At 55.1% G+C, this 26,288-nt stretch carries 22 protein-coding genes; 14 read left to right on the top strand and 8 right to left on the bottom strand.

From position 1 onward, the window contains the following. From WA318_RS19780 to WA318_RS19765, 4 genes are all read right to left on the bottom strand, one after another. Window positions 1-2,766, bottom strand: a complete 2,766-nt coding sequence (locus WA318_RS19780; RefSeq protein ID WP_336083896.1) for a sensor histidine kinase — start codon at window positions 2,764-2,766, stop codon at window positions 1-3. Window positions 2,767-2,769: 3 nt separating this feature from the next. After that, window positions 2,770-2,952: a hypothetical protein gene (locus WA318_RS19775; RefSeq protein WP_336083894.1), complete on the bottom strand. Its 183-nt coding sequence runs from the start codon at window positions 2,950-2,952 to the stop codon at window positions 2,770-2,772. Between the two features lie 84 nt (window positions 2,953-3,036). After that, on the bottom strand, window positions 3,037-3,420 hold the full coding sequence (locus WA318_RS19770) for a response regulator transcription factor (protein WP_258548689.1): 384 nt from the start codon (window positions 3,418-3,420) through the stop codon (window positions 3,037-3,039). 137 nt (window positions 3,421-3,557) lie between these two features. Next, entirely contained in the window at window positions 3,558-5,129 is a 1,572-nt protein-coding gene (locus tag WA318_RS19765) for a helix-turn-helix domain-containing protein (RefSeq protein ID WP_336083892.1), read from the bottom strand. A gap of 201 nt (window positions 5,130-5,330) precedes the next feature. On the opposite strand from WA318_RS19765, the gene WA318_RS19760 reads away from it, so the two are divergent. The 5 genes from WA318_RS19760 (at window position 5,331) to WA318_RS19740 (ending at window position 10,521) form a co-directional block, all read left to right on the top strand. Further along, window positions 5,331-6,692 (top strand): ABC transporter substrate-binding protein, encoded by a 1,362-nt coding sequence (locus WA318_RS19760; RefSeq protein ID WP_114098153.1) that lies wholly within the window; start codon window positions 5,331-5,333, stop codon window positions 6,690-6,692. Between the two features lie 118 nt (window positions 6,693-6,810). Further along, window positions 6,811-7,827 carry a branched-chain amino acid ABC transporter permease gene (locus WA318_RS19755; protein ID WP_114098154.1) on the top strand — a complete coding sequence of 339 codons (1,017 nt, stop codon included), beginning with the start codon at window positions 6,811-6,813 and terminating at the stop codon, window positions 7,825-7,827. Between the two features lies 1 nt (window position 7,828). Then, window positions 7,829-9,007, top strand: a complete 1,179-nt coding sequence (locus tag WA318_RS19750; RefSeq protein ID WP_114098155.1) for a branched-chain amino acid ABC transporter permease — start codon at window positions 7,829-7,831, stop codon at window positions 9,005-9,007. A 3-nt stretch (window positions 9,008-9,010) separates the two neighbouring features. Then, the gene (locus tag WA318_RS19745; RefSeq protein ID WP_336083888.1) at window positions 9,011-9,772 is read left to right on the top strand and encodes an ABC transporter ATP-binding protein; all 762 of its coding nucleotides are present in this window, start codon (window positions 9,011-9,013) and stop codon (window positions 9,770-9,772) included. After that, on the top strand, window positions 9,769-10,521 hold the full coding sequence (locus WA318_RS19740) for an ABC transporter ATP-binding protein (protein ID WP_114098157.1): 753 nt from the start codon (window positions 9,769-9,771) through the stop codon (window positions 10,519-10,521). Before WA318_RS19745 ends, WA318_RS19740 begins: the two co-directional genes overlap by 4 nt. 93 nt (window positions 10,522-10,614) lie before the next feature. Here the strand turns inward: WA318_RS19740 and WA318_RS19735 are convergent, their stop codons facing one another. Beyond that, complete coding sequence (locus tag WA318_RS19735) at window positions 10,615-11,085, bottom strand: Lrp/AsnC family transcriptional regulator (protein ID WP_114098158.1); 471 nt, start codon at window positions 11,083-11,085, stop codon at window positions 10,615-10,617. Window positions 11,086-11,248: 163 nt separating this feature from the next. Here WA318_RS19735 and hppD point away from each other — a divergent pair, with 163 nt between their 5' ends. The 4 genes from hppD (at window position 11,249) to maiA (ending at window position 15,552) form a co-directional block, all read left to right on the top strand. Further along, on the top strand, window positions 11,249-12,361 hold the full coding sequence (gene hppD, locus WA318_RS19730) for a 4-hydroxyphenylpyruvate dioxygenase (RefSeq protein ID WP_336083886.1): 1,113 nt from the start codon (window positions 11,249-11,251) through the stop codon (window positions 12,359-12,361). Window positions 12,362-12,456: 95 nt separating this feature from the next. Beyond that, complete coding sequence (gene hmgA / locus WA318_RS19725; RefSeq protein WP_336083884.1) at window positions 12,457-13,827, top strand: homogentisate 1,2-dioxygenase; 1,371 nt, start codon at window positions 12,457-12,459, stop codon at window positions 13,825-13,827. Between the two features lie 15 nt (window positions 13,828-13,842). After that, complete coding sequence (locus WA318_RS19720) at window positions 13,843-14,862, top strand: fumarylacetoacetate hydrolase family protein (RefSeq protein ID WP_336083881.1); 1,020 nt, start codon at window positions 13,843-13,845, stop codon at window positions 14,860-14,862. Window positions 14,863-14,871: 9 nt separating this feature from the next. Next, window positions 14,872-15,552, top strand: coding sequence for a maleylacetoacetate isomerase (gene maiA / locus WA318_RS19715; RefSeq protein WP_336083880.1), 681 nt, complete (start codon window positions 14,872-14,874; stop codon window positions 15,550-15,552). A gap of 12 nt (window positions 15,553-15,564) precedes the next feature. Here maiA and WA318_RS19710 read toward each other — a convergent pair whose 3' ends face one another. Beyond that, a complete protein-coding gene (locus tag WA318_RS19710) occupies window positions 15,565-17,160 on the bottom strand; it encodes a gamma-glutamyltransferase family protein (protein ID WP_336083878.1) in 1,596 nt (531 codons plus the stop codon). Between the two features lie 140 nt (window positions 17,161-17,300). On the opposite strand from WA318_RS19710, the gene WA318_RS19705 reads away from it, so the two are divergent. Beyond that, entirely contained in the window at window positions 17,301-18,014 is a 714-nt protein-coding gene (locus tag WA318_RS19705) for a GntR family transcriptional regulator (RefSeq protein ID WP_114098163.1), read from the top strand. Window positions 18,015-18,127: 113 nt separating this feature from the next. Here WA318_RS19705 and WA318_RS19700 read toward each other — a convergent pair whose 3' ends face one another. Next, window positions 18,128-18,553, bottom strand: a complete 426-nt coding sequence (locus tag WA318_RS19700) for a nuclear transport factor 2 family protein (protein ID WP_114098268.1) — start codon at window positions 18,551-18,553, stop codon at window positions 18,128-18,130. A gap of 269 nt (window positions 18,554-18,822) precedes the next feature. Between WA318_RS19700 and WA318_RS19695 the strand changes: the two genes are divergently transcribed. The 4 genes from WA318_RS19695 to WA318_RS19680 all read left to right on the top strand — a co-directional run bounded on the left by WA318_RS19695 (window position 18,823) and on the right by WA318_RS19680 (window position 24,768). Next, entirely contained in the window at window positions 18,823-20,010 is a 1,188-nt protein-coding gene (locus tag WA318_RS19695; protein ID WP_114098164.1) for an ABC transporter substrate-binding protein, read from the top strand. 105 nt (window positions 20,011-20,115) lie between these two features. Next, window positions 20,116-20,991, top strand: a complete 876-nt coding sequence (locus WA318_RS19690) for a branched-chain amino acid ABC transporter permease (RefSeq protein WP_114098165.1) — start codon at window positions 20,116-20,118, stop codon at window positions 20,989-20,991. Next, on the top strand, window positions 20,991-23,555 hold the full coding sequence (locus WA318_RS19685) for a branched-chain amino acid ABC transporter ATP-binding protein/permease (protein WP_336083873.1): 2,565 nt from the start codon (window positions 20,991-20,993) through the stop codon (window positions 23,553-23,555). The genes WA318_RS19690 and WA318_RS19685 overlap by 1 nt, the downstream gene beginning before the upstream one ends. Continuing rightward, a complete protein-coding gene (locus WA318_RS19680; protein WP_336083871.1) occupies window positions 23,548-24,768 on the top strand; it encodes an amidohydrolase family protein in 1,221 nt (406 codons plus the stop codon). The genes WA318_RS19685 and WA318_RS19680 overlap by 8 nt, the downstream gene beginning before the upstream one ends. A 63-nt stretch (window positions 24,769-24,831) precedes the next feature. Here the strand turns inward: WA318_RS19680 and WA318_RS19675 are convergent, their stop codons facing one another. Beyond that, window positions 24,832-26,259: a gamma-aminobutyraldehyde dehydrogenase gene (locus tag WA318_RS19675; RefSeq protein WP_114098168.1), complete on the bottom strand. Its 1,428-nt coding sequence runs from the start codon at window positions 26,257-26,259 to the stop codon at window positions 24,832-24,834. Window positions 26,260-26,288 lie beyond the last annotated feature (29 nt).

Genomic DNA, 26,288 nt, shown 5'->3' with positions numbered 1-26,288 from the left:
TCAGGTGCCAAAGCTTTCAGGTTTGGCGGCGTCGATGGCCTCCATGATCTGGCCGGGGATGAAAACGCGGAAAGTCGCCCCTTTGCCGGGTGGGCTTTCCGCCCAGATTTTGCCCTGACAATGTTCGACAACATGGCGTGCAATCGCAAGTCCCAGCCCCGAACCTGACGGTTTGGGCTGATCATCGGCGTATTTGCCGCTGCGTGAAAACTTGTCAAAGATGGTTTCAAGCTCGTTCAGGGCAACGCCCCGGCCATTATCCGTGATCGATACCAGATACCCGCCATCCATTGCTTCGCCCCTGACCGTCACACTCGGGAAGTCCGGGTCCGAGAACTTGGCCGCATTGGACAGCAGATTGATAAAGACCTGTGTCAGGCGGTCCCGGTCGACATGCAGCATGACCGATTGCCGTGAAAGTTCGGTGGTTAGTGAAACGCCTTTGCTGTCAAACAGGCCTTTGACGGCCTCGACACTTTCATCAAGGACCGTGCGCGGATCGACATCAACCGCCCGCCAGTCAGAATGACCGGCTTCCAGTCTTGCAAGATCAAGATGATCGTCAATCAGGCGGGTCAGACGTTCGCTTTCGCGGACAATGATGCTCAGGAAGTGCTCGACCTTGTCATGTTCAAGGTTCGGGGTATCAACCAGAATTTCCGAAAATGACCGGATCGATGTCAGCGGAGTTCTGAATTCATGGCTGACCATGGTCAGGAATTCATCCTTGAGCTTGTCCAGTTCCTTGAGCCGGTCATTGGCGGCCCGTAATTCGGCGGCGGCCTGTTCAAGTTCGTGGGATTTCTGCTCAAGGCGCTGGGAATATTCAATCACATGCGAGGTTTCCTCAAGAATTTCGAGAACCTCCTCTAGGCTGACCATTTCCCCCTTGGCAACCGAAGAAACCATCACACGTGCCGATGCCGCCCCGATGGAACCGGCCAGAAGCCGCTCGGTAAAGGCGATCATATCAGCATTGGCTTCGCCCTTGCCCCGCCAGGCGGTATCCTTTTGCCAGCCAAATTCACGGAACGAATTAAAGGCGCGCTCGCGTCCCAGGAACCTTTCGACCAGTTCATAAAGATCGTCAATTGATGCCGATGATCGCCAGATCACCGTATCCTGCCCTTTGCGCGAAAAGGCATCGACAAAAAGGGTCGCCTGAATACGTTCAAGCGCACTGGGCTGGGTAAACAGGCTGATCAGGATGTAAAAACCGGTATTGAGCGAAATCGACCAGATCAGTGCATGGGTCAGCGGGGCAAAATCGCTCAGTCCCAACAGGCTCTCGGGACGCAACCAGGGGTGCCCGAATGCGCCATTTTGAATGAATGCCGGGTCCATCCAGCCGCTATCGGCAAGCGATGGCAACAGCAGGGTATAGGCCCAAAGTGCAAAACCGACGACCAGCCCGACCTGTGCGCCGGTTTTGGTGCCGCCCTTCCAATAAAGTCCGCCGATCATGATCGGGATGAATTGCGCGGTGGCGGCAAAGGAAATCAGGCCGATCTCGGCCAGTGCATCGGTTGCCCCGGCCGACCGGTAATAGGCAAATCCAAGGAACACCACGACCACGATAGATGCCCGGCGAATGAAAATCAAAAGTCCGGTCAGATCATCGCGCTCGGTCAGGCGAAGCGGCTTGATGCGTAAAAGCGCCGGGACGATCAGGTCGTTACAGACCATGGTCGAAAGGGCGATGGTCGCGACAATCACCATGCTGGTGCTGGCCGAAAGTCCCCCGACATAGGCAAGCAAAGCAAGAAGCGACTGGTTTTCAAAAAGCGGAACCGAAATCACGAAGAAGTCCGGGTCAGCCCATGCTGGCAGGGCGCCAAGCCCGGCAAGGGCAATCGGCAAGACAAACAGGTTCATCAACAACAGATAAAGCGGAAAAGCCCAGCTGGCAGTCGCCAGATGGCGTTCATCGACGTTCTCGACAATGATCACCTGAAACTGGCGGGGCAGACACAGGATGGCTGCCATGGACAGCATCATCAGGGTCAGCCAGCGTGGGGCGCCATCCTCGGGCAGTCGCAAAAGTTTGGCCGTGTCGGGATTGCTTGCGGCCTGGGCGAACAGGTCCCCGATACCGCCATACATCACAAAGCAGACAAAGATGCCAACCGCAAGAAGGGCAAACATCTTGACCAGACTTTCAAAGGCGATGGCGGCAACCATGCCTTCGTGATGTTCGTCTGCGTCAATGAAGCGGGTGCCAAACAGAATGCCAAACAGCGCCAGTCCAAGGGCGGCCCAGAAGCCGCTGTCGGAAAAGACGCTGAGGCCGTGCTGGGCAGTATCGACAATCCCGGGATCAATGGCGGTCAGAACCGTATAGCTGGTCGCAATCGCCTTAAGCTGAAGTGCGATATAGGGGGTTGTCCCGATCACAGCGATCAGGGTCACGAGCACCGATAGCTGGGTGCTTTTGCCATAACGCGATGAAATGAAATCGGCGATGGATGTGATGCGGTGGGCTTTCGAAATGCGCAGCATCTTGCGCAGTAAAAACCACCATCCCAGAAAGATGACGGTCGGCCCAAGATAGATCGTCAGATATTCAAGACCGTTGCGTGCAGCCGTACCGACGGCACCATAGAAGGTCCATGACGTACAATAAACCGCAATCGAAAGGGTATAGACCGTCGGGTTCCTGACCCAGGAATGACCGTCGCGTGCGCGTTTGTCCCCCCACCAGGCAATGGCGTAAAGCAATCCGACATAAAAAAGCGAAACAATGATCACCAGTTCCGAAGACAGCATCTTTTATTGCCCTTCGGAACGTGCGGCGTTGCGCAAGGCACGGGTTAACAGTCCGCAGAAAACAATCAAAATCGCCCATCCGGCAAAGAAATAGACAAACAGGATCGGCAGCCCGAATACCATGCCATCAAGGGAAAACATCCCGACCAGTGGCGGTATCCACAAAAAAAGAGCTGCGAGCGTCAAGGCAAGAGCGCGTTCTGTAAGTCTTCGCGGTGATGAGATGGGAAGTTCTCCTGATTGCGGGGCGTTGGCTTTTTTCTTGACGGGTTACTGAGCCGCCCGTTCAAGCAAGGCGCGAACGCGCGAGACAACGTCGCGGGTGGAAAACGGTTTGGTCACAAAATCATCCACACCAAGCTCAAGACCCTTGCGGCGGTCGACTTCGCGTGTTTTGGCCGTCAGCATCATGATGGGGATCAATCTGGTGTTGGTGTCGTTGCGTACAGCGCGCACGACTTCAAACCCGTCGCAGCCGGGCATCATCACGTCCAGAAGAACCATATCTGGAACATCGCGGGCAATCATGGCGATCGCGGATTGGCCATCTGTGGCCACGCGCACATCATAGCCTTCTTTTTCCATAAGAAAGCTTAGCGATTCGACAATGGTTTCCTCATCTTCAGCAATCAGGACCTTTGGTCTGGCATTCAAAGGACTCTCTCCCCGATTTTTCTGATTCTTATAGTAGTTATCGTATCTGTTAATTTATCAAATTATAATGCTACTTTGGGTGATGGCAAATCTGGTGGATTTGTGCTGCGGCTCGCAGGAAATCCATAGCGGCTCGCCTAGGGTCTTCCGTCGGCGGTATCTGACATTTCATAGGCACGTTGTGCGCAATCATCGCGCGGGCACTGGCGGCAGGCAATCCCGACCGGTACAGCTGAGTCCGTGCGTTCAAGCGGCAGGGCATCGGCATAGATGACCTCGTTTGCAAACGCTGTGTCGCACCCGATCATGACCGAATGCACCGATTGCGGGGTGCCATATCCACCCGCACCCGACCGCAAGGCACGCGCGACAAACAGATATTCGCTGTTATCTGGCAGGCGGACAAATTGTGAAATTACCCGTTCTGGCGCAAGATAGGCCTCATGTACGGCCCAGCGCGGGCACGCACCACCATAGCGCGGCAATTGCAGACCGGATGCCGAAAAGCGTTTTGAAATATTCCCGGCAATGTCGGTCCGGATCAGGTGGAACGGAATGCCTTCTGCGCCGGGGCGGCGCAATGTCGTCAGCCGGTGACAGATTTGCTCCCAGCTTGCGGCATAGCGTTGCTGCAAAAGTTCGATATCATGGCGAAGATCATGGGCATCTGCCAGGAACGCATCATAGGGCAGGACAAGGGCAGCAGCGCAATATGAGATCAGTGCTTCATAGGCGCGGGCCCGCCCGGCGTCACTGCTGATACTGGCCCCCTCAAGAACCGCATTTACCGCATCCCTTGCTTCAAGCTGACAGATGACCCGGGCGGCCTGAAAGCGTGCCGATGTGATGGCAAGGGCGCGCGAGATGCGCAATGTCCGTTCTGTGCTGTCCCACTGATATCCGTTGGTCGCAAAGATGTTCGAAGGCAGGCGTTCAACCCTGATATCATGCTCGCTTTCCAGATAATTGATCAGATCCGTCAGATACAAACCGCCATCAGGATCAATTCCGGGGCGCATTTCGGCAGCCTTGTCTTCAAGGGTCGGGAAATAGTTGGCATTGTCATACAAAAGATCATCAACTTCCTCGGCGGGATTGTTGGCCGGGCGTCCGGCGCTTCCGCGTTCGAGGAAATTGAAAATTTCGGCGGCTGATTCCTCAAGCCGATGGGATTCCTTGACCAGTGTCGCATTGAACCGTGCGCGCTGTTCGGGTGACAGATTGTCATAATCATCGAAGATTTCGGCAACAGTTCGGATCGATGTGATCCGGGTCAGGATTGAATGGCTGGCCTCGGTCAGGAACGGGTCGTGACTTAGGCGTTCTGAAAGGGCATCCACTTCATCAAGGCCACTGCGATAGGCCCGGTAAAGGGCCAAAAAGGCGCTGATCATCCCCGGAGCAGCGGCGATCATGGCCGGGAATTCCCGGTTTTCGATCGGGGTGTTGTAGAAAACCGGGTCTGATGCGGCTTCGCTCAGATCGGCAAGCAGTCGTCCTTCCTCGGAACCTGACAATGTATGCGGGTGAATTTCCAGAACGGCTGCAATCCGCATCAGCAAACCCCCGCCGATGGAACGCCGGTTATGTTCGATCAGATTAAGATAGCTTGCTGAAATTCCCGCGGCCTTGGCCAGGGCATTCTGGGTCATGCCGATGTCTTTTCGTCGTCCGCGAATGCGGTGTCCGATCGGGGCCTGACGAGACATGCTGTGACCTCATTATTGACAAAATTTACAAATTTTCACTCGTTGCGCCAGTATCTTTACAAAAAAAATGTTACATATCAACTACGTGTTGATTCATTTTCAGAACATCCCCATTGTTTTGACAGGTCATGAAAAAAATTAACCAGAAAACAGACCTCAGATTTCTCTGAAACAGATCCCAAGACATTGGGGAGGAAAACCATGTCGGAGACTAAAAATACCCGAAATGTATCTCGTCGTACGGTCCTGAAGGGCACTGCTGCGACCACCGGTGCTGCCCTGATCGGCGGTACTTTCCCGATGCATTTCATCAAGAATGCCCATGCCCAGACTTTCCGTGGCGATCCGGGCAATGCCAGCAGCGTGAAACTCGGCTTTAACGTACCGCAGACCGGTCCGTATGCCGACGAGGGTGCTGACGAATTGCGTGCCTATCAGCTTGCGGTCAAGCACCTGAACGGTGAAGGCGATGGCGGGATGCTCAACACGATCAAGCCGCTTCAGCTCAAGGGGAACGGTATTCTCGGCAAAAAAGTCGAGTTCGTGACAGGTGATACGCAAACCAAGTCGGATGCCGCACGTGCATCGGCCAAGCGTATGATCGAAAAAGATAATGTTGCAATGATCACCGGTGGTTCATCATCGGGTGTGGCTGTTGCCGTTCAGGGTCTTTGTCAGGAAATGGGCGTCATCTTCATGGCGGGTCTGACCCACTCGAACGACACCACCGGCAAGGATAAAAAGCGTTATGGCTTCCGCCACTTCTTTAACGCTTACATGTCCGGTCAGGCAATTGCGCCGGTTCTTCTGGATGAATATGGTGCAGAACGCCGCGCCTATCACCTTACCGCCGATTACACCTGGGGCTGGACCCAGGAAGAGTCGATCAAGGCCGCGACCGAGAATATTGGCTGGGAAACCGTCAATACTGTTCGTACCCCGGTTGGTGCAGGTGACTTCTCCCAGTACATCACTCCGGTTCTGAATTCCGGCGCTGACGTCCTGATCCTGAACCACTATGGCAAGGACATGGTCAACTCGCTGACGCAGGCCGTTCAGTTCGGTCTGCGCGACAAGATGGTCAATGGCAAGCAGTTCGAAATCGTCGTTCCGCTGTATTCCCGTCTGATGGCACAGGGTGCCGGTGACGCTGCCAAGGGCATCCTTGGTACCACCAACTGGCACTGGTCGCTGCAGGATCCGGGTTCGCAGGCCTTTGTCAAATCGTTTGGTCAGGAATACGGCTTCCCGCCGTCCCAGGCTGCACACACCTGCTATGTCCAGGCGCTGCTTTATGCAAACGCCTGCGAAATGGCCGGTACCTTTGCACCTTGGGAAGTCATCAAACAGCTCGAAGGGTTCGAGTTCGATGGCGCGGGCAACGGTCCGACCCTCTATCGTGCAGAAGACCACCAGTGCTTCAAGGATGTTCTGGTCGTGCGTGGTAAAGAAAACCCGCAGTCCAACTTCGACCTTCTTGAAGTCGTCAAAGAAGTGCCGCGTGCACAGGTTGAGTATCCGGCCGACATGTTCGGCGGGGAGCTTGGCCCGTATCAGGTCTGATACAGCCAAATTGATGCAAGCAGGGCCGACCATCTCCCAATGGTCGGCCCGTTTGCCCTCTGGCCCCGGCCTATACGACTTTTGACTAAGTCCCTTACGAATACGCGGCGGATAACTGATGGACGCTATATTTCTTCAAATTCTTAATGGTCTGGACAAGGGCGGCGCCTATGCGCTGATCGCGCTTGGTCTGACTTTGGTGTTCGGCACGCTCGGCGTGGTGAACTTTGCGCATGGTGCCATCTTCATGATGGGTGCCTTTTGTGCGGTTACGGTCGAAAAACTTCTGACCCTGTCTGTTCGGGTCAGGGACGAGTCTGTGACCTTCTTTGAAGCCTACAAGGAAACGCCTTATCTCGAAGTGTGGTTTGGCGATACCGGCACGGCAATCATTGACTGGTCTGTACCGCTTTCGATCATTCTGGCGATACCCGTGATGCTGTTGATCGGCATCGTGATGGAACGCAGTCTGATCCGCTATTTCTACAAGCGTCCTCATGCCGAGCAGATCCTTGTGACCTTTGGTCTTGCCATCGTTTTGCAGGAACTGATCAAATCCTTCTTTGGTGCCAATCCGCTGCCGCAAGGCGCACCCGATATTGTCGCTGGTTCCGCCGCAATCGGCGCTGTGTTCGGTCTTGGGGATGCGGTCGTCTATCCCTGGTGGCGCCTGATCTATCTGGCCTTCTCGCTTCTGACCATCGGACTTGTCTTCTCGTTCCTGCATTTCACGACCTATGGGATGGTGGTGCGCGCAGGGATGGCTGACCGCGAAACGGTCGAACTGCTTGGAATCAATATTGAGCGCCGGTTTACGATTGTGTTTGGCATTGCAGCCGTGGTTGCAGGTCTTGCCGGGGTTATGTACACGCCTGTCCTGCCACCGGATTACCATCTGGGCATGGACTTCCTTGTATTGTCATTTGTTGTGGTGGTCGTCGGGGGCATGGGCTCGTTGCCCGGTGCGGTTCTCGCAGGGTTCCTGCTGGGTATCTTGCAATCCTTCTCGTCGATGACCGAGGTGAAGGACATCTTCCCGGGTATTGACCAGATCATCATTTATCTAGTTGCCGTCGTCATTCTGCTGACCCGCCCGCGCGGTCTGATGGGTCGTCGTGGCGTGATGGAGAGCTAAAATGACAAACACAAAAATCGTCTCCCCAAAGCAGGACCTCATCTATATGGCGATCCTGTCGGCAGTGGTCCTGACCATGCCGATCTGGTTGCAGCCATTTGGTGCGGCCTATCCCGACCTGATGCAGAAATTCATGATCTTTGGCATCTTTGCCATCGGCTATAACATTCTGTTTGGTCTGACCGGCTATCTGTCCTTTGGTCACGCGGCCTTTCTGGGGGTTGGTTCCTATACCGCCGTCTGGTCGTTCAAGCTGTTGTCGATGAATGTCATCCCGGCGTTGATTTTCGGAACGGTTCTGTCGGGACTGTTTGCGTTGGCCATCGGGTTTGTGTCCCTGCGTCGTTCGGGCATCTATTTCTCGATCCTGACGCTGGCCTTTGCGCAGATGTCCTATAATCTGGCCTACTCGGTTCTCACCCCGATCACCAATGGTGAAACCGGTTTGCAGCTGACACAGGGTGATCCGCGTGTGCTTGATCGCATGTCGGGTATTGAGGCGAATGCGTCTCTTCCGACCCCGAACCTGTTCGGGATCGAGGGGGTAGGCTATTCCGGTTTCTATATCTGTGCGGCCCTTTTGCTGATTTCGTTCTTCATCTATCTGCGTATCTTCCGTTCGCCCTTCGGGTTGAAGCTGCGTGCGATCAAGTCGAACCAGAACCGAATGGGTTATACCGGCTTTAGCACACGTCCCTATCTGATGACCGCCTTTGTCATTTCGGGCATGTATGCCGGTCTTGCCGGATCGCTTCTGGCGGTGACGGATCCGCTGGCCGGTGCTGAACGCATGCAATGGACGGCATCGGGCGAGGTTGTTCTGATCACCATTCTTGGTGGTGTCGGCACCCTTATCGGTCCGCTGCTCGGTGCGGGGATCATCAAGTATTTTGAAAATATCTTCTCGGCCTTTAACGAGACGGTCCTTCTCAATGCGTTTTCATTCCTGCCTGATTGGCTGGCTCATCCGGTCGCCTCTGTGGTCGGGCTGTTTGTCGGCGAAGGCTGGCATCTGACCCTTGGTCTTGTCTTCATGCTGATCGTGATCTTCCTGCCAGGGGGCATCATGGAAGGCATCAGCCGCCTCTGGCGACTGGTAACCCGACGCAACAAGGCCGAACCGGTCGCCGGGACACATGAAAACAAAGAAAAAGAACAAGCATCGGCGGGGGAGGTCTGATCCATGTCCGAATACATTCTTGATGTCACTGACGTCGACAAGAACTTTGGCGGACTGCGCGCCCTTTCCGACATCAACCTTCGGGTCAAGGAAGGCACAGTTCACGCGATTATCGGACCAAACGGTGCAGGTAAATCGACACTGCTGAACGTCATTGTCGGGCGTCTGGCCCCGAACCGTGGCCGGGTGTTGCTGGGTGATCAGGTTTTGACGGGCAAGGAGCCCCACGAAATCAACCAGCTTGGTGTTGCCCGCGTGTTCCAGACGCCGGAAATCTTCCCGGAACTGTCGCTTTTGCAAAATGTGATGGTCCCGGCCTTTGCCAAACGTGAAGGCATCTTCAAGATGAACTTCATCAAAAGCCTGTTTGCGGAAAAGGAAGTGCGCGAACATGCCGAGCATCTTCTTGATGATGTCGGGCTGATTTCGCAAAAGGACAATATTGCCGGTTCGATGTCGCGCGGTGACAAACGCCGTCTGGAACTTGCAATGTGTCTTGGGCAACAGCCCAAGCTGTTCCTTCTTGACGAACCGACCGCCGGTATGGCCCGTCATGATACCAACCGCACGATTGATCTTCTTAAACGGATCAAGGAACGCGGCATGACCAAGGTCATCATCGAACATGACATGCATGTTGTGTTCAGTCTGGCTGACCGCATCAGTGTACTGGCTCAGGGGGCGATCATTTGCGAAGGCACGCCCGAAGAAGTGCGCAATGATCCACGTGTCAAGGAAGCCTATCTCGGAGGGGAATCAGAATGAACGCGCTACCAAAACAGGAACCTGTGCGTAGACAGGGTGGCGATCCGGCATTTTTCTCGGTCTATGATATCCATGCCTATTACGGTGAAAGCTACATCGTTCAGGGGCTTTCCTTTGACATCCGCGAGGGCGAAATCCTTGCCCTTCTCGGACGTAACGGGGCGGGGAAGACATCGACCCTTCGCACCCTTGCGCGAATGGGTGACCCGGAACTCAAACATGGTGAAATCTGGCTTGATCACCAGCCGTTGCACAAGATGAAGGCCTGGCAGGCTGCGCGCATTGGTGTGCAGCTTGTCCCTGAAGACCGCCGGATCATTCCGGGCATGACGGTGCAGCAAAACCTCGAACTGGCCCAGATCGCCGAGCCGATTGGCTGGTCAGTCGAACGCATCTACGAGCTGTTCCCGCGTCTTGGCGAAAGGGCGGAACAGGAAGCCATCACGCTTTCGGGCGGCGAACAGCAGATGCTGGCGATCGGCCGTGCGCTGGCGCGTGACATCAAGATTTTGCTCCTTGATGAGCCCTATGAAGGCTTGGCGCCAGTGATCGTTCAGGAAATCGAAAAGACGCTTCAGAACGTCAAGAAACTGGGCATCACCACCATCATTGTCGAACAGAACGCGATTGCGGCCCTGAAACTGGCAGACCGTGCGATCATCATGGATAGCGGCGAGATCGTCTTTGACGGGACGGCGCAGGCTGTTCTGGATGATGCCGAACTGCGTGATCAGTATCTGGCAATCTAGATCTTGGGACAGGGGGGCGTCTCCGAAGCTTTGTTGTAAGGGGAGCTTCGGGACAGATGAGGCCGTGCCTTTTGGGCGCGGCCTTTTCCCTTTTTAAGTGTCTATGCCGACGGCCAGCCCCTCGAAATCCTTAAGAACATTAAGAACAATCGATGTTTTGACATGCTGGACCGAGTCATGAGGCAAAAGCACCTCATTGACGAAATGCGACAATGCTGCAAGGTCCCTGGTCGCGACTTTCAGGTGGTAGTCCATTTCGCCGGTCAGTGAAAAGGCCTCAAGCACTTCGGGCAGATCGGCCAGCAATCTTGCAAACCGTTTGGCATTGTCGCGGTTATGGGTGGCAAGGGTCACCGAAATCACCACAAGCAGTCCCAGCCCCATCTTCTGACGGTCGATATCGGCGCGATATCCCCTGATCACCTTGTCTTCTTCAAGGCGGGCACGCCGGCGTGAACATTGCGATGCCGACAGCCCGATCCGCTCGGACAGGTCATTGTTGGTCAGGCGCCCGTCCTTTTGCAGTTCCGCAAGCAGTTTAAGGTCTATTCGATCAAGTTGCATGTTTTCCGCGTCCAAATGTGAATTGATGCATGATGTGTGCAATCATTTGCAGAAATCAACCCAAAATGCACGCACGTTGCATGCGGTTTGGCGCACGATTGGGACATAACAAGAATTCGAATAATTCCAGTAATTCGAATGTTTCAATCAAAGGAGACTTCCGATGGGTCCGTTCCCCCATGACGCCCCCCGTGCCACCATCAGTGATGAAAACCCTGCCGGAACTGACGGGTTCGAGTTCGTCGAATTCGCCCATGAAGATGCGGAAAAACTCGAAACCCTGTTTGAGCGCATGGGCTATAGCCCGGTTGCCCGGCATAAAACCAAAAACATCACCGTCTGGCGTCAGGGCGATATCAACTACATCCTCAATGCCGAGCCGACCTCGCACGGTATGAAATTTGTTGAAAAACACGGCCCTTGCGCACCGTCGATGGCATGGCGCGTGGTGGATGCAAAGCATGCCTTTGATCATGCTATATCGAAGGGGGCGGAACCCTATTTGGGTGACGATAAAAGCCTCGATGCCCCGGCGATTGTCGGGATTGGCGGATCGCTTCTGTATTTCATCGACAAATATGGTGAAACCGGTTCGGCCTATGACGCGGAATTCGAATGGCTTGGTGAACGCGATCCCAGGCCCGAAGGTGTTGGCTTCTATTATCTCGATCACCTGACCCATAACGTCTATCGCGGCAATATGGATAAATGGTGGGACTTCTATCGCGATCTGTTCGGGTTCAAGCAAATCCACTTCTTTGACATTGCCGGTAAAATCACCGGTTTGGTCAGTCGTGCGATCACATCTCCCTGTGGCAAAATCCGCATTCCGCTCAATGAATCGACCGATGACAAAAGCCAGATCGAAGAATACTTACGCAAATACAAGGGCGAAGGTATTCAACATATCGCGGTGGGTACCGATGGCATCTATGACGCCACCGACAAGCTTGCGGCCAATGATCTGAAATTCATGCCCGGTCCGCCGGAAACCTATTACGAAAAGTCCCGTGACCGCGTCCATGGTCATGATGAACCGATCGAGCGGATGAAAAAGCATGGCATCCTGATTGACGGCGAAGGTGTCGTTGATGGCGGGATGACCAAAATCCTGCTTCAGATTTTCTCGAAAACCGTGATCGGCCCGATCTTCTTTGAGTTTATCCAGCGCAAAGGCGACGAAGGCTTTGGCGAGGGCAACTTCCGTGCCCTGTTTGAAAGCATCGAAGAAGACCAGATCCGTCGCGGTGTTCTGAAAGTTGATGCTGCGGAATAGCTCCGCCAACCCCATATCCAGTTCAGGACCGCGTTTCGCGCGGTCCTGACGGTTTGTTGCCATCGCATCGTTTTTGTCGCATTTGGGTTATCGCCATGCTTGATAAACCGACCCGTGATCCGGTCGCCGCGACCGTTGATCAAACCGATCTGAAATATATGTCCGGTTTCGGCAATGATTTTGAAACCGAAAGCCTGCCCGGTGCCTTGCCACAAGGGCAGAACAGCCCGCAAAAATGTGCCTACGGGCTTTATGCCGAACAGCTTTCCGGTTCGCCCTTTACTGCGCCACGCGGGACCAATGAACGGTCCTGGCTCTATCGTATCCGGCCCAGTGTCAAACATAATGGCCGCTTTAGCGCCATTGATCGTCCGCACTGGAAAACAGCACCCTGCCTGAATGATCACAGTCTTGCGCTGGGGCAATTGCGCTGGGACCCGGTGCCGATGCCAAAGGACGCAACCGATTTCATTTCGGGCATGCGGACCATCACGACTGCGGGCGATGTCATGACCCAGACCGGCATGGCAAGCCATGTCTATGTCTGCAATGCCGATATGGTCGATGATTATTTCTTCAATGCCGATGGCGAACTTCTGATCGTGCCCGAAAGCGGCACGCTTCGGATATTTACCGAACTTGGCATCATGGATGTCGCGTCGCTTGAAATCGCGCTGATCCCGCGCGGGATGATGTTCAAGGTCAGCATCCTTGAACCCGGGATTGAGGGGGGCGCGCGTGGTTATGTCTGCGAAAATTATGGTGCGAAATTCACGCTGCCTGACCGCGGGCCGATTGGGGCGAACTGCCTTGCCAATCCGCGTGATTTCAAAACACCCGTGGCGGCCTATGAGGATAAGGAAACCCCGTGTCGGGTGCAGATAAAATGGTGTGGTCAGTTCCATGAAACAGATATCGGCCATTCACCGCTCGACGTGGTTGCCTGGCATGGCAATTACACCCCGTTCAAATATGATCTTCGGACCTTCTCGCCGGTCGGCGCGATCCTGTTTGACCATCCCGATCCGTCAATTTTCACCGTACTGACCGCCCCCACCGACGAGGCCGGAACGGCCAATGTTGATTTCGTGATCTTCCCGCCGCGCTGGATGGTGGCCGAACATACATTCCGCCCGCCATGGTATCACCGAAACATCATGTCCGAATTCATGGGCCTGATTTGCGGGCAATATGATGCCAAGGAAAAGGGATTTGTTCCCGGCGGCATGAGTTTGCACAACATGATGCTGGCCCATGGTCCTGATGCCTTCGGGTTTGACAAGGCATCCAATGCCGAACTGGGGCCACAGAAGCTTGATGGCACCATGGCGTTTATGTTCGAAACCCGTTTCCCGCAGCAACTGACCAGATTTGCCGCCGAGCTTGAGAGCCTTCAGGATGATTATCTTGATTGCTGGTCCGGGCTTGAGCGCAAGTTTGATGGCACCCCCGAAGGCCGTAAATAAAGGCAAAATACCCACATGAAACTCGCAACTCTTAAAAACGGTACCCGTGACGGACAGCTTGTTCTGGTGACCCGCGATCTCGAATTTTATGTCGATGCCAGCGCCATTGTGCCAACCCTTCAGGCCGCCCTTGATAACTGGGCGGTGATTGCCCCGCGCTTGCAGGAACTTTCTGACGAGGTCGAAGCGGGCTCGACGATTGCCAAACGCATCAGGCTTGATGTGACCAAGCTCCATTCACCCTTGCCGCGTGCCTATCAGTGGGCGGACGGGTCGGCCTATGTCAATCATGTGGAACTGGTGCGCAAGGCCCGCGGGGCCGAGATGCCGCAAAGCTTCTGGACTGATCCGCTGATGTATCAGGGCGGGTCTGACAGCTTTTTGGGACCGTGTGACGATATCCTGATGGCCGATGCCGCATGGGGTATCGATATGGAAGGCGAAATTGCCGTCATCACCGATGATGTCCCGATGGGGGCAAGCCTTGATCAGGCAGGCAAAGCCATTCGCCTGATCATGCTGGTCAATGATGTATCGCTGCGCGGTCTGATCCCCGGTGAACTGGCCAAGGGTTTCGGGTTTTTCCAGTCCAAGCCGTCTTCGGTCTTTTCGCCGGTTGCCGTTACGCCCGATGAGCTTGGCGATGCCTGGGATGGGGGCAAGGTGCATTTGCCCCTTCATGTCGATCTTAATGGCAAGCCATTCGGTCGTGCCAATGCCGGGATTGATATGACCTTTGATTTTGCACAGCTGGTTGCCCATGCCGCACGCACCCGTCCGCTTGTGGCGGGCACCATCATCGGATCGGGCACGGTATCGAACAAACTTGATGGCGAACCGGGCAAGCCGGTGGATCAGGGCGGGGCGGGATATTCCTGTATTGCTGAAATCCGCATGATCGAAACCATCCAGACTGGAACCGCGTCAACGCCGTTTCTGAATTTTGGGGATCAGGTCAAAATTGAAATGTTCGGTGCGGATGGCGGATCAATCTTTGGCGCGATTGATCAGACTGTGCGCCAATACAAGATGTGATGGCCGCTCATGAGCGACGTGATCCTCTATGACTATTGGCGATCTTCGGCCAGTTACCGGGTGCGGATTGCGCTTGGGCTTGTGAATATTCCCTACCGGACGGTGCCGATTGATTTGCTGGCCGGTATTCACAAGATCCCCGATTTTCTCAAGCGCAATCCGCAGGGACTTGTCCCCGCCCTTGAGATTGACGGCATCATGATGACCCAGTCGGTATCAATCATCGAATATCTTGATGAAACCCGACCGGGGCAGGGGTTGTTGCCCACCGACACTTTGGGGCGGCAGCGCGTGCGCGCGCTATCGCATGCCATTGCCATGGATATTCACCCCATTTGTAATCTGGGCGTGGTGGGCCATGTCATGGATATGGTATCCGCCCATGGCGAAGACCCCGATGCCACGCGGCTTGACTGGATGGCAAAATATATCGGGGGTGGTTTGGCCGGGTTCGAGGCGATGTTGGCAAAGGGCGGTGCCGGAGCTGACGTTGGAGCTTGTGCGGGCAGCGCCGATTTCTGCCATGGCAGCCGCCCGTCGATGGCTGATATCTGCCTGATTCCGCAGCTTTATAATGCCCGCCGCTGGAATGTGAGCCTTTCTCACTTTCCACGAATCAGGGCGATTGAACGAAATTGCGCATCCATTGATGCCTTCGCCAATGCCCATCCCGACAAATGCCCGCGCTAGGCGTGCTGGCGCCTAGACACCAATCGCCATGCCATCACTGCGTGGATCATGGGCACCATCGACAAAGCCGTCTTCATCAATGCGGATGATCCCGGCCTGACCGGCAAGGGCGCTTTGTGCTTCAATCGCGCGCAGGACATGGCCGCGTTCCGACAGCGTGTCGAACACGGCATTCCCGGCATCGACTTCAAGTTTCAGACTGTCATTGGTATCGGAAAATGTCTTGCCGAGCAGGAAGCGCGGCTTTGCCAGTGCTTCTGCCGGGGAAAGGCCGAAATCAAGCACACGGGTCAGCAACATCGCCAATGTCTGTGGCTGTCCGTCAGCCCCTTGGGTACCATACAGCAAATGCGGCTTGCCGTTCTTAAGCGCCAGTCCGGGATTAAGCGTATAGAACGGGCGTTTGCCGGGTTTGTAGCTGTTTGGGTGGCCGGGCCTGGTGGTGAATGCCGCACCCCGGTTTTGCCAGACGATGCCGGTATCGCCCGCGACAACCCCGCTGCCCCAATCGAAATAGGTACTTTGCAGAACGCTTGCCGAGTTCCCGTTTGCATCTTTGGCGGCAAGGAAAACCGTATCGCCATGGCGGAATGGATGGGGCCAGTCCATGGCCTGCGACGGGGAAATGTTGCCCGCAGCACTTTGCAGTTTGACGGGATCAAGCATGGCGGTGAAATCATCCAGTGCAAAATCCGGATCGCCAATCTGATCACGTTCAAGAAATGCCTGCTTGATGGCCTCGACCACCAGATGGAAATGATCAGCATCGCCTTCGGCCCAGTTCTTGGCACCGAGTTCGCGCAAGACCCCCATCGTCATCAGGGTCGCCAATCCTTGTGTCGGGGCGGGCGGGGCAAACAGGGTGACATCGCCATATTCAAGGGACACCGCATCAGCCGTCCGGGTACGGGTTTTGGCAAGATCAGTTGCTGTGATCGGCGAGCCAACAGCAGAAAGACCAGCAACAATGCGACCGGCAAGTTCGCCTTCATAAAAGTCGCGCGCACCGTTTTGGGCAATCAGTTTCAGGCTTTCGGCCAGTTGCGGCTGATAGAACATCTCACCCGCCACCGGCATCTTGCCATTGGGGGCAAAGATATCGGTAAAGCCCGGCCAGTTGGCAATGTCTTCCTTGCGGAAATCAAGCCAGAAGCATTGCGATGCACTGATCGGAAAGCCGTTTTCGGCAAGACTGATGGCAGGCGCAATCAGATCGGCCAGTTTCTTGTTCCCACCCCAATGTTTGGCGGAGTGATCAAGGGCATGTTGCCAGGAATCAACCGTGCAGGCCGTGGTCAGGGTCGAACCCGGACCGCGCAGCGGGATCGGTTTCCCAGCATCGGCAAAATTGCCGGGATTTTGAGCCGCCTGTCCGATACCCATAAAGGATTGCACATTGCCCGATCCGTCCGAAACCATCCAGACCGCGTCACCGCCAATGCCGCAGAAATGCGGGTATGTTACTGCTAGCATCGCCGCCGTTGCGACCACCGCCTCTATCGCGGTTCCGCCATCACGGAGCACTGCGGCCCCGGCTTCGCTTGCCGCAGTGCTTGGGCTTGTGATCATGGCGCGGTGCATTTTGGTCGATACTTCTTTATCGGACATGGTCATGAATTCTTTCAGCAATTCGGAATGCAATGCGATGCGGAGCAGGTAAAGTCGGATCAGCTGTGGCGAAATTGCATGCAATCAATTATACAAACGCAAACAGTTTATTGTATGCACCATAAAAATTGGCGGTCGGGATGAAGGCGGCGGACAAGGCAAAACATCGTACGGACATGATCAGTTCGGCACTGCGTTCGGCCATTCTTGAACGCGTCCTGATGCCCGGCATGAAATTGCCCGAAGATTCCCTTGGCGAACGGTTCGGTGTCAGCCGTACCCTCATTCGTCAGTCGCTTGAACGGCTTGCCGCCGAAGGACTGGTCGAGCTTCGTCGCAACAAGGGCGCTATGGTCGCCAAACCAAGCCTTGAAGAAGCACGCGATCTTTTTGAGTTGCGCACCCAGATCGAAGACCTTGTGATCAGTCGCGTCATCAAGAATATGACCCCCGAACTTCTTGCCGAACTTGAAGCCCATCTGGCCAAGGAAGTCGAGGCCGAACACGCATCCGAACCGATTTCGATCCGCCTTGCCACCGAATTTCACATCCTGCTGGCCAAGCTTTCGGGAAGCCCGGTTTTGCTGCGCTATGTCGAGGAAATCGGATATCGCTGCGGCTTGACACTGTCGCTCTATGCGCGTCCGCATTCGACGGATTGCGGCATTCAGGAACACCGCCAGATCATCGAAGCCCTGTCCAATGGTGACGAGGAAGCCGCGCGCAAACTGATGCGCCATCACCTGACGGCGGTGGCTGATCGTGCGTTGTTCACAACCGAGGAACGCGGTCCGCTTTTGTATCTGGATGCGCTTGAACCCTATGCCCGAAAAGTGCGCGACGGCGGGGCATAACGCAACAGTGCGCGCGCGCACATAATCACCTGCCCGCAAGAGCAGGCGATTGGCATTCCGGATCAGGTTCGGGTCACGCGGGTAAAAATATGTGCGCTGCATGTCTGGCGGGATCAGGCCTTGATGCCCTTGCGAACCAGAATGCGTTCCGCACTTTCATTCCAGACATCCATTTTGATGATCTTGCCGTTTTCAATCACGAAACGGTCCACATAGCGGTTGCCTTCAAATGGCGTTCCGTCGGGCCATTCGCCGTAAAGCCAGCCGGTGCTATAGACCACGGTCTGGCCATTGGTGTGCGCGACATCAAACTGACCGAACTTCTTTTTCACCCATTTATAACGTGCAGCATTAAAGGCGGTCGTCCCCGACGGATGGTCGTATTTCTGACCATCGGTAAAGGTGATGACCACATCATCTGACATAAAGGTTGCTGCCAGTTCCGGGTCGGGCTTCATCGATGCATCAAGAAATTCGCGCACGGTCTGGGCTTCGGGCGGCAGAGTATCAAGCACATTTGCCGCAGTCTGGTCGGTCATCTGGATATCCTCATTCACTGCGATTGATCTGGGATCAGCATAATACGTAGGCGGAAAATTTGCATGCACTAATTTTATGCAATAATTGCATGCAATTTGCGTATGCATGAGGCAAATGACTTTTGAGAAATGATACGAAATTCCATAAGTATCTGATTTTATGTGATTTTGATTCTTGGCACGGGCTTTGCTGCAATGCGGTGGCTGTTCGGCGCGTATCGTGAAACTGCGACGACCGAATGCGAAGTCACATAATCAGGGAGTCTCACATGCCTATTTCTTCGCCTATTCCGAAACTGACGCGTCGTGCCGCCCTTCTGGGGGCTGCGGCTGTGATGATGTTTGCTGCCACCTTACCTGCCCATAACGCCCGTGCTGATGAAACCGTGAAGCTCGGCCTTGTTGCTGCGCTTAGTGGTCAGTCGGCCAAATCGGGTGAAGCAATTACGCGTGGTATTACCCTTGCGATTGACAAGATCAATGCCGAAGGCGGTGTTCTGGGCAAGCAGCTTGAACTTGTTTCGCGTGATGATGAAAGCAACCCGGGCAAAGGTCTGGTTGCTGCCCGTGAACTGGCACAGCGCGAAGGCGTTGCTGCGATCATTGGTGGTCTTGATACGCCGGTTTCCTTTGCCATCGTGCCTTATGCCAACCAGCAGAAAATTCCATTCATCGGTCCGTGGGCCGCAGGCACCGGGATTACCAAAAACGGTGCGGAAGAAAACTATGTCTTCCGTGTCTCGGCCGTTGATGAATATGTCGACGAAGCGATCACTGAATATCTGATCGCAAATTACGGTGCAAAAAAGCCGGGCATGATCCTGATTAACAATCCCTGGGGTGAGTCCAACGAAAAGGGCCTGCTCAAGGCGCTTGAAAAACGTGGCATGGCCCATGCCGGGATCGAAAAGTTTGAATCAAACGACGTTGATGTGGTCCCGCAGCTGACCCGTCTCAAGGAAAACGGTGCGGACTCCCTGTTCGTGGTTGCCAACGTTGCCCCGACCGCCCAGGTGATCAAATCGCTTGATCGCATGGGCTGGGATGTTCCGATTTCCTCGCATTGGGGCCCGGCGGGTGGTCGCTTTACCGAACTCGCAGGCAAATCGGGCGAGAAGGTTCATTTCATCCAGACCTATCTGTTTACCGATGCAACCAGCCCGATGTTCGTCGAACTTCAGAAAAAGTTCCCTGAAATCAAAACCCTTGCCGATGTGACCCCGGCAACCGGTATCGCCAACGCCTATGATGCGACCCTTCTGATTGCAGCGGCTATCGAAAAGGCCGGTTCAACCGAAGGTCCTGCGATCCGCGAAGCGATGTACGAGATTTCGGGCATCGAAGGCATGATCAAAACCTATGACAAGCCGTTCACCCCGGACGATCAGGACGCGCTTGGTCCGGAAGACTACACCTTCGCGCATTTCGTCGAAGGTCAGATCATTCCGATCAAATAAGCCATCTTTTAATCCCTGTGCGGTGCGGTCCCATCCCGTATCGCACGGGTTTTATTCCTTATTGAATGATGCGCTTTCGGGCGCGACATAAACAGGCGACTGGCAATGACATTATTAATCGCAGCCCTGATTACCGGGATTGGACTGGGCAGTATGTACGGTCTGATCGCGCTCGGTTTTCAGATCACCTATTCCGTGTCTTCGAAAGTCAATTTTGCCCAAGGGTCGATGGTGATGCTTGGGGCGGTGTTGGGTTTTGTTTTTTGTGAACGATACGGTTTGCCTGTCATTGTCGGTTATCCGTTGGCGATCCTGTGCTGTGGTCTTGCCGGTATTCTTGTCGAATTCTTCCTTGTCCGTCCCTTTGCCGTTCGCAATTCCGAAGCCTGGCTGATGGCAACCGTCGCAGGCGGCATTTTGCTTGATAACGCGGTGCTTTTCACCTTTGGCAATGAACCGCGCACCCTGCCTTCCGCCCTTGTTGGCGAAAGCTGGAACATCTTTGGCACGGGTGTCTATCCGCAACAGATCCTGATCCCGATTGCAGCCATCGCTGTTGCCCTAGCCCTTCATGCGCTGTTCCGCCATACCCGTCAGGGGCGTGCGCTTCTGGCTGTCGTTCAGAACCTTCAGGCGGCAAAGCTGATGGGGATCAACACCACGGTGATGGTCACGGGTTCCTTTGCCATTTCGTCGATGCTTGCGGGCTGTGCCGGTCTTTTGATCGCGCCGCTGTTTTCCGTGCATTCGGATATGGGCACGCTGTTTGGGCTTAAGGCCTTTGCGGTTGCCATTCTGGGCGGGATGACGTCGGCCTATAGCGTGATGCTGGCGGGCTTTATCTATGGTCTGGTCGAGGCCGGTGTGACCACCTATCTCGGATCGTCCTATACCTTCATTGTCGTATTCGCACTTGTGATTGCGGTTCTGACCATCAAACCAAGCGGTCTGTTTGGCCGTGCAGCGATCAAGAAGGTCTGATGATGAAGCGTGATATGAAGTTCAAAAATCCAATGCCCAGGCTTAATAAACCTGTCGCCCTTGATAGCGTGATTGTCCTTGCCGTCCTTGGCGGATTGATCGGTGTTTCGATCACTGGTGGCTATACCCAGTTCATCATCGGCCTTGTTGCCATCACCACGGTTCTGTGTGTGGGACTGAACGTTCTTTATGGTCTGACCGGACTTGTGTCACTCGGTCAGGTTGGCTTCTTTGCCATTGGTGCTTATGCCAGTGCGATCCTGACCCTTGCCGGGGTCAATTTCTGGCTGTCGCTGGTTGCAGCAACCTTGATTGCCGGTGTTGCTGGCTGTGTGCTGGCGCTTTCGGCTGCAAGGATGGCCGGGCCGTTCCTTGCCATGGTGACCATTGCCTTTGCCTTTATTGTCGAGCATGGCGCGATTGAATGGCGATCACTCACCGGCGGGCAGAACGGATTGATGGGTTTTCCCATGCCCGAACTGTTTGGCTATATGTTTGGCGAAACCGATCTGGTGATGCTGTGTGTGGTTCTGGGCGGGGTTGCGTTGCTGGCATTCCGTCGTCTGGCGACAAGCGGCTGGGGCATGGCGATGACGTCGATGCGCGATGCCGAAATTGCTGCCAGTTCGCTGGGCTATAATGCCTTTGTTGTCAAGGCGTCGGGCTTTGCGATTGCCGCGGCCATGGCAGGCCTTGCCGGTGCGCTGTTTGCACCGCTTATGATGTTCATTGCCCCGTCGAACTTCCCGTTCAGCCAGTCGATCCTGTATCTGTTTGCGGTCATTCTGGGCGGTGCGGGCACGGTTCTGGGGCCGCTGGTTGGCGCGACCGTTTCGGTGATGTTGCCCGAAATTCTGGCCGATTTTGCCGAATATCGTTTGCTGATTTTCGGGGCACTTCTGATCGTGGTTCTGCTGATCGCGCCACGCGGTATTGTTGGCGTGGTTGAACGTTTCATCCCACTTAAAAAACGCACGGTCAATGCAATCCCCGCCGCCGAAATCGAAGCCGGGCTTAAGGCCTATGGCAAGTCAGACGGACTGGTGGTTGATGATATCTCCATCGCCTTTGGCGGGGTGAAGGCGGTCAATTCCGTATCCTTTGCCGCCAAACCGGGACAGGTGACATCGATCATTGGCCCGAACGGGGCAGGCAAGACCACGCTTTTGAACATCATCAGCGGATTTTACAAACCAACCGAGGGGGCCGTTCGGATCGGCAATCAGGACATCGCCGGAAAGCCGACCGACTTTGCCGCGCGCAACGGAATTGCACGCACCTATCAGGCAACCCGGCTTTTTGAAAACATGTCGGTTGTCGATAACGTGATTGCCGGGATTCCGGTCGGGCGTTTTGGCAAGCCGTTCAGCGCAATTGCATCGGATGAAAACCGCAATCATGCGGCGGGACTTTTGGCGTTTTGCGGATATCAGGGCGATATCGATGCCCGTGCCGGTGACTTGCCGCATGTGGATCGCCGTCTGGTCGAAATTGCGCGCTCGCTTGCGACCAAGCCCGGTGTGTTGTTGCTTGATGAACCGGCCGCCGGTTTGATGCATGCCGATAAGGTGGCGTTGTCAAAATTGCTGCGTCAGTTGGCCGATGCCGGAATCACGGTGGTTCTGGTCGAACATGACATGGAAATGGTCATGGGCATTTCCGACCAGATTTTGGCGGTCGATGCCGGAACCCCGATCATCTTTGGCAGTCCGCAGGCGGTCCAGAATGATCCGCAAGTCATTGCCGCCTATCTGGGGGATGGCAAAATGAAAGCCCGCCCGCGTCCGGTGCCGTTCGAGGCGGGTGAATCACCCGTCATTGAAACCCTGCGTTTGACGGCGGGATATGGCGCGGCCCCGGTTCTGCATTCGGTTGATCTTAAGGTCCGGCAGGGCGAAATGGTTGCCCTGCTGGGTGCCAATGGGGCTGGCAAATCAACCTTCCTGACGGCTCTTGCCGGGTTGCTCCGGCCAGTGAAGGGGCAGATCGTTCTCAATAACGAATATATCCACGCGCTTGCCCCGCACCAGATTGTTGAACAGGGACTGATCCTTGTCCCCGAAGGACGGCAGGTCTTCCCGGAACTGACGGTGCGCGAAAACATCGAACTGGGGGCCTATAAGCAACCCAAACCGGTCAGTCATGACGAACTGGAAGCCATCCTGAAACGTTTCCCGCGTTTGCGGGACCGTATCAACAGTCCGGCCGGGCTCCTGTCGGGCGGCGAACAGCAGATGATGGCAATCGCGCGCGGTCTGGTGGCCAAGCCAAAGGCCTTGTTGCTTGATGAGCCGTCCCTTGGTCTGGCACCCGCCATGACCGAAGAACTTTATGCCATTCTGGGCGAGCTTCGCGATGACGGGGTAACGATCCTTCTGGTCGATCAGATGGCGACCATGGCGCTGGCCGTTGCCGATTACGCCTATGTCCTTGAGCAGGGGCAGGTGGTTGCCGAGGGCATTGCGGCCGATTTGCGACAGGATGAACGCCTGATTGCGGCCTATCTTGGTGGCAGCGAACAGGGCGATAAAAATCAAGAAAAGGAAGCCGTTGCAAATGCTTGACTATCTGGTGAGAAACGCCTGCCTGCATGGCGAAAACGGACTTGTTGATATCGCCGTAAAGGGCGGGAAAATTGTTGAGATCGCAAAGGCCATTTCAACCGAGGCACCGAGCTTTGATGCAAGCGGCCAGCTGATCAGTTGCGGCTTTGTCGAAAGTCATCTGCATCTGGACAAGGCCTGTATTCTTGATCGGGCCAAGAATGAAACCGGGACCCTTGCCGGGGCAATCAGCGCGGTTGCCAATGCCAAAAGCGGCTTTACCGAAGATGACATCTATCGTCGCGGCGCACGCGTGATTGAAAAGGCAATTACCGAGGGAACCAACGCCATCCGAACCCATGTGGAAATTGATCCGGGCATCGGTCTTGCGGGATTTAATGCGGTTAAATGCCTGAAGGAAGATTACGCCTGGGCGATGGATATCGAGATTTGCGTGTTCCCGCAGGAAGGCCTGTTCAACTATCCCGGCACAGAAGAACTTCTGCGCGAGGCCCTTGAAAACGGTGCCGATCTTTTGGGTGGCTGTCCCTATATGGATACGGACCCGAATGGTCAAATCCTGCGCCTGTTTGAAATGGCGCGCCAATATGATGTCGATCTTGATTTCCATCTTGATTTTGATCTGGACGGTTCGTGGCGTCATCTTGACGAAGTCGCCCGCCAGTCGATTGCCTTTGGCTGGCAAGGGCGGGTGATGATTGGTCATGTGACCAAGCTATCGGTCCTGCCGAAAGCGGAACTTGAAGACACAATCGCACTCATGCGCGATGCCGGGATTGGATTAACCGTGCTTCCGGCAACCGACCTTTTCCTGACCGGGCGCGATCATGAACATTCAGTGCCGCGCGGCGTGGCCCCGGCGCACAAGATTGCCCATCATGGTGTTTGCTGCACAATTGCGACCAACAATGTGCTTAATCCGTTCACGCCTTATGGGGATTGTTCGTTATCCCGGATGGCGAACCTTTATGCCAATGTCAGTCAGCTTTCGACGCAAGCCGAACTTGAAAACTGCTTTGCCATGATCGCCGATGCCCCGGCCAAGCTTCTGGGCCGGTCCACCAAGATCGCCGTGGGCGAGGCGGCAAGCTTCATCATCCTGCCCGCCCAAAGTCGCGCACAGGTGGTTTCCGAAATCAGCCGCCCGGTTTGGGGCATGAAAGACGGACGGGTAACGTTCGAACATCCCGCCGCAAAGCTGTTTCGGCCATAAATCACACAATTAAAAAGGGCAGCCAACCGGCTGCCCTTTTTGTCTGATGATTGGTGGATGTGACTAACCGTGCGCGATCATGATGTGACGGGCAGCGGTGTAATCTTCGAGTGCGTAATGCGACATGTCCTTGCCATAGCCGGACTGTTTCAAACCGCCATGCGGCATTTCATTGACCAGCATGAAGTGGGTGTTGATCCAGGTGCAGCCATAACGCAGGCGGGCACTTGTTTGCATGGCGCGCGAGATATCCTTGGTCCAGATCGATGATGCCAGACCGTAATCGGAATCATTGGCCCATGCGACGGCCTCGTCGACATCGGTAAAGCGGGTGATGGACGCCACCGGCCCGAAAACCTCGCGGCGCACGATTTCATCGCTTTGAAGGGCACCGGCAATCACGGTCGGCTGATAGAAGAAGCCCGGCCCGTCATGCAGCTTGCCACCCGTGGTGATTTCAATGTGTTTCTGCTCAGAAGCGCGGGCGACAAAGCTTGCCACACGGTCGCGCTGGCGTTCGGAAATCAGCGGGCCGATTTCATTTTCGCTGTCGTCCGCACGGGCATAGGCGATGCTGGAAACCGCCGATGACAGATCCGCCACCAGCTTGTCATGGATTTTCGGGCCAGCATAAATGCGACATGCTGCCGTGCAATCCTGACCGGCGTTATAGTAGCTAAAGGCGCGCAGCCCTTCGACGACGGCATCGACATCGGCATCATCAAAGACAATGACGGGTGCCTTGCCGCCCAGTTCCAGATGGGTGCGCTTGACCGATTTGGCCGCAGCCTGAAGAACCTTTTTGCCGGTTGCGACATCACCGGTGATCGAAATCATATCGACCTTGGGATGGTTGATCAGGGCATTGCCCACGGTGGCCCCGCGACCCAGCACGATATTCACCACACCTTCGGGCAGGATATCGGCCAGAATGGTTGCCAGTTTAAGGGCGGTCAGCGGCGTCTGTTCGGAGGGCTTGAAGACAACCGTGTTACCCCCGGCAATCGCCGGGGCGAGTTTCCAGGCCATCATCATCATCGGATAGTTCCATGGCGCGATGGAACCAACCACACCAATCGGATCGCGGCGGATCATCGAAGTGTGTCCGGGCATATATTCACCGGCAAGCGAGCCCTGCATACAGCGCACAGCGCCGGCAAAGAAGCGATAGCAATCGACAATGGCGGGAATTTCGTCATCGCGCACCGCATTGATCGGTTTGCCGCAATTAAGGGATTCCAGTTTGACGAATTCTTCGGCTTCGGCCTCGATCCGGTCGGCTATTTTCAGAAGATAACCGGACCGTTCCGAAGGTGTGGTACGCGACCAGGATTTGAATGCATGTTCTGCGGCATTCACGGCCCGGTCGATCTGTTCCATTGATGCTTCGGGCAGCATCATGATGGTTTCGCCGGTTTTCGGATTGATGATGTTTTCTTCGGCTTCGACGCCCATTTCAAGGCTGCTGCCGATCAGCATCTTGGTATCCATAATAAGCTCTCCCGTTTGTATCATTATCG

The sequence above is a fragment of the Thalassospira sp. CH_XMU1448-2 genome, from assembly GCF_037027285.1.
Taxonomy (GTDB): Bacteria; Pseudomonadota; Alphaproteobacteria; order Rhodospirillales; family Thalassospiraceae; genus Thalassospira; species Thalassospira profundimaris_C.
Note: the sequence above shows the minus strand (reverse complement) of the source record. Positions and strands in the feature narration are given on the sequence as shown.

Excerpts from the sequence above, each read along its gene's own strand:
- WA318_RS19740 (WP_114098157.1), top strand. The coding sequence starts at position 9,769 with ATGAACGCGCTACCAAAACAGGAACCTGTGCGTAGACAGGGTGGCGAT.
- WA318_RS19675 (WP_114098168.1), bottom strand. The coding sequence starts at position 26,259 with ATGGATACCAAGATGCTGATCGGCAGCAGCCTTGAAATGGGCGTCGAA.
- WA318_RS19760 (WP_114098153.1), top strand. The coding sequence starts at position 5,331 with ATGTCGGAGACTAAAAATACCCGAAATGTATCTCGTCGTACGGTCCTG.
- WA318_RS19685 (WP_336083873.1), top strand. The coding sequence starts at position 20,991 with ATGATGAAGCGTGATATGAAGTTCAAAAATCCAATGCCCAGGCTTAAT.
- WA318_RS19765 (WP_336083892.1), bottom strand. The coding sequence starts at position 5,129 with ATGTCTCGTCAGGCCCCGATCGGACACCGCATTCGCGGACGACGAAAA.
- WA318_RS19700 (WP_114098268.1), bottom strand. The coding sequence starts at position 18,553 with ATGACCGACCAGACTGCGGCAAATGTGCTTGATACTCTGCCGCCCGAA.
- WA318_RS19695 (WP_114098164.1), top strand. The coding sequence starts at position 18,823 with ATGCCTATTTCTTCGCCTATTCCGAAACTGACGCGTCGTGCCGCCCTT.
- hppD (WP_336083886.1), top strand. The coding sequence starts at position 11,249 with ATGGGTCCGTTCCCCCATGACGCCCCCCGTGCCACCATCAGTGATGAA.
- WA318_RS19735 (WP_114098158.1), bottom strand. The coding sequence starts at position 11,085 with ATGCAACTTGATCGAATAGACCTTAAACTGCTTGCGGAACTGCAAAAG.
- WA318_RS19710 (WP_336083878.1), bottom strand. The coding sequence starts at position 17,160 with ATGTCCGATAAAGAAGTATCGACCAAAATGCACCGCGCCATGATCACA.
- WA318_RS19745 (WP_336083888.1), top strand. The coding sequence starts at position 9,011 with ATGTCCGAATACATTCTTGATGTCACTGACGTCGACAAGAACTTTGGC.
- WA318_RS19755 (WP_114098154.1), top strand. The coding sequence starts at position 6,811 with ATGGACGCTATATTTCTTCAAATTCTTAATGGTCTGGACAAGGGCGGC.
- WA318_RS19705 (WP_114098163.1), top strand. The coding sequence starts at position 17,301 with ATGAAGGCGGCGGACAAGGCAAAACATCGTACGGACATGATCAGTTCG.
- WA318_RS19750 (WP_114098155.1), top strand. The coding sequence starts at position 7,829 with ATGACAAACACAAAAATCGTCTCCCCAAAGCAGGACCTCATCTATATG.
- WA318_RS19690 (WP_114098165.1), top strand. The coding sequence starts at position 20,116 with ATGACATTATTAATCGCAGCCCTGATTACCGGGATTGGACTGGGCAGT.
- WA318_RS19780 (WP_336083896.1), bottom strand. The coding sequence starts at position 2,766 with ATGCTGTCTTCGGAACTGGTGATCATTGTTTCGCTTTTTTATGTCGGA.
- hmgA (WP_336083884.1), top strand. The coding sequence starts at position 12,457 with ATGCTTGATAAACCGACCCGTGATCCGGTCGCCGCGACCGTTGATCAA.
- WA318_RS19720 (WP_336083881.1), top strand. The coding sequence starts at position 13,843 with ATGAAACTCGCAACTCTTAAAAACGGTACCCGTGACGGACAGCTTGTT.
- maiA (WP_336083880.1), top strand. The coding sequence starts at position 14,872 with ATGAGCGACGTGATCCTCTATGACTATTGGCGATCTTCGGCCAGTTAC.
- WA318_RS19680 (WP_336083871.1), top strand. The coding sequence starts at position 23,548 with ATGCTTGACTATCTGGTGAGAAACGCCTGCCTGCATGGCGAAAACGGA.